We start from the raw sequence: 491 nt of genomic DNA, 5'->3' as shown, positions 1-491 counted from the left end.
CGCCGTTCTCGATCACGCGGGCGAACAGCTCGTCGCCGAAATCCTCAAGCACGGCCAAGCCGTTGGCGGCGTCCAGCGACGGGATCTCAGGGGCGGACAGGCCCAGAGACTTCAGATGGGCGGCAACGGCGGCGAAGGCCTCGATCCGGCCGGCGGACAGGCGGGCGACGGCGTTCCAGCCGGCGGCGTGACGCTGCTCGGGCGTCCAGCGCGGATCGCACGGCTGGCTTTCGGCGGCGGGCGCCTGATCCATCAGCATCAAGGTCGGACCGGTCGTCGGCGTCAGCCGCTCATACCGCCGCGTCGAGGCGTCGCCGGGCAGGGGCGCGCGCACGGCGTCGGCCAGGCCGGCGGCCTTCAGGAAGTCGAGACGGAGGGTTTCGCGGTCAGACATGCAGATCCTTCAGCCTCGTTTCCCATCGGCCTACGCCGGAAACGGTCGCAAGGCGGCCTTCGCCCTGTTCGGAGATTTCGATAACCAGCTGATCCGG

At 69.9% G+C, this 491-nt stretch carries 1 pseudogene; it reads right to left on the bottom strand.

What is annotated here, in order from left to right:
* Nucleotides 1-394: pseudogene (locus B3T77_RS00400) on the bottom strand (aminoglycoside phosphotransferase); the annotation flags it as partial.
* Nucleotides 395-491 lie beyond the last annotated feature (97 nt).

The sequence above is a fragment of the Brevundimonas sp. UBA7838 genome (assembly GCF_002500885.1).
Taxonomy (GTDB): Bacteria; Pseudomonadota; Alphaproteobacteria; order Caulobacterales; family Caulobacteraceae; genus Brevundimonas; species Brevundimonas vesicularis_C.
The sequence above is the reverse complement of the archived record's forward strand: the minus strand, read 5'-3'. Positions and strand labels throughout refer to the sequence as shown.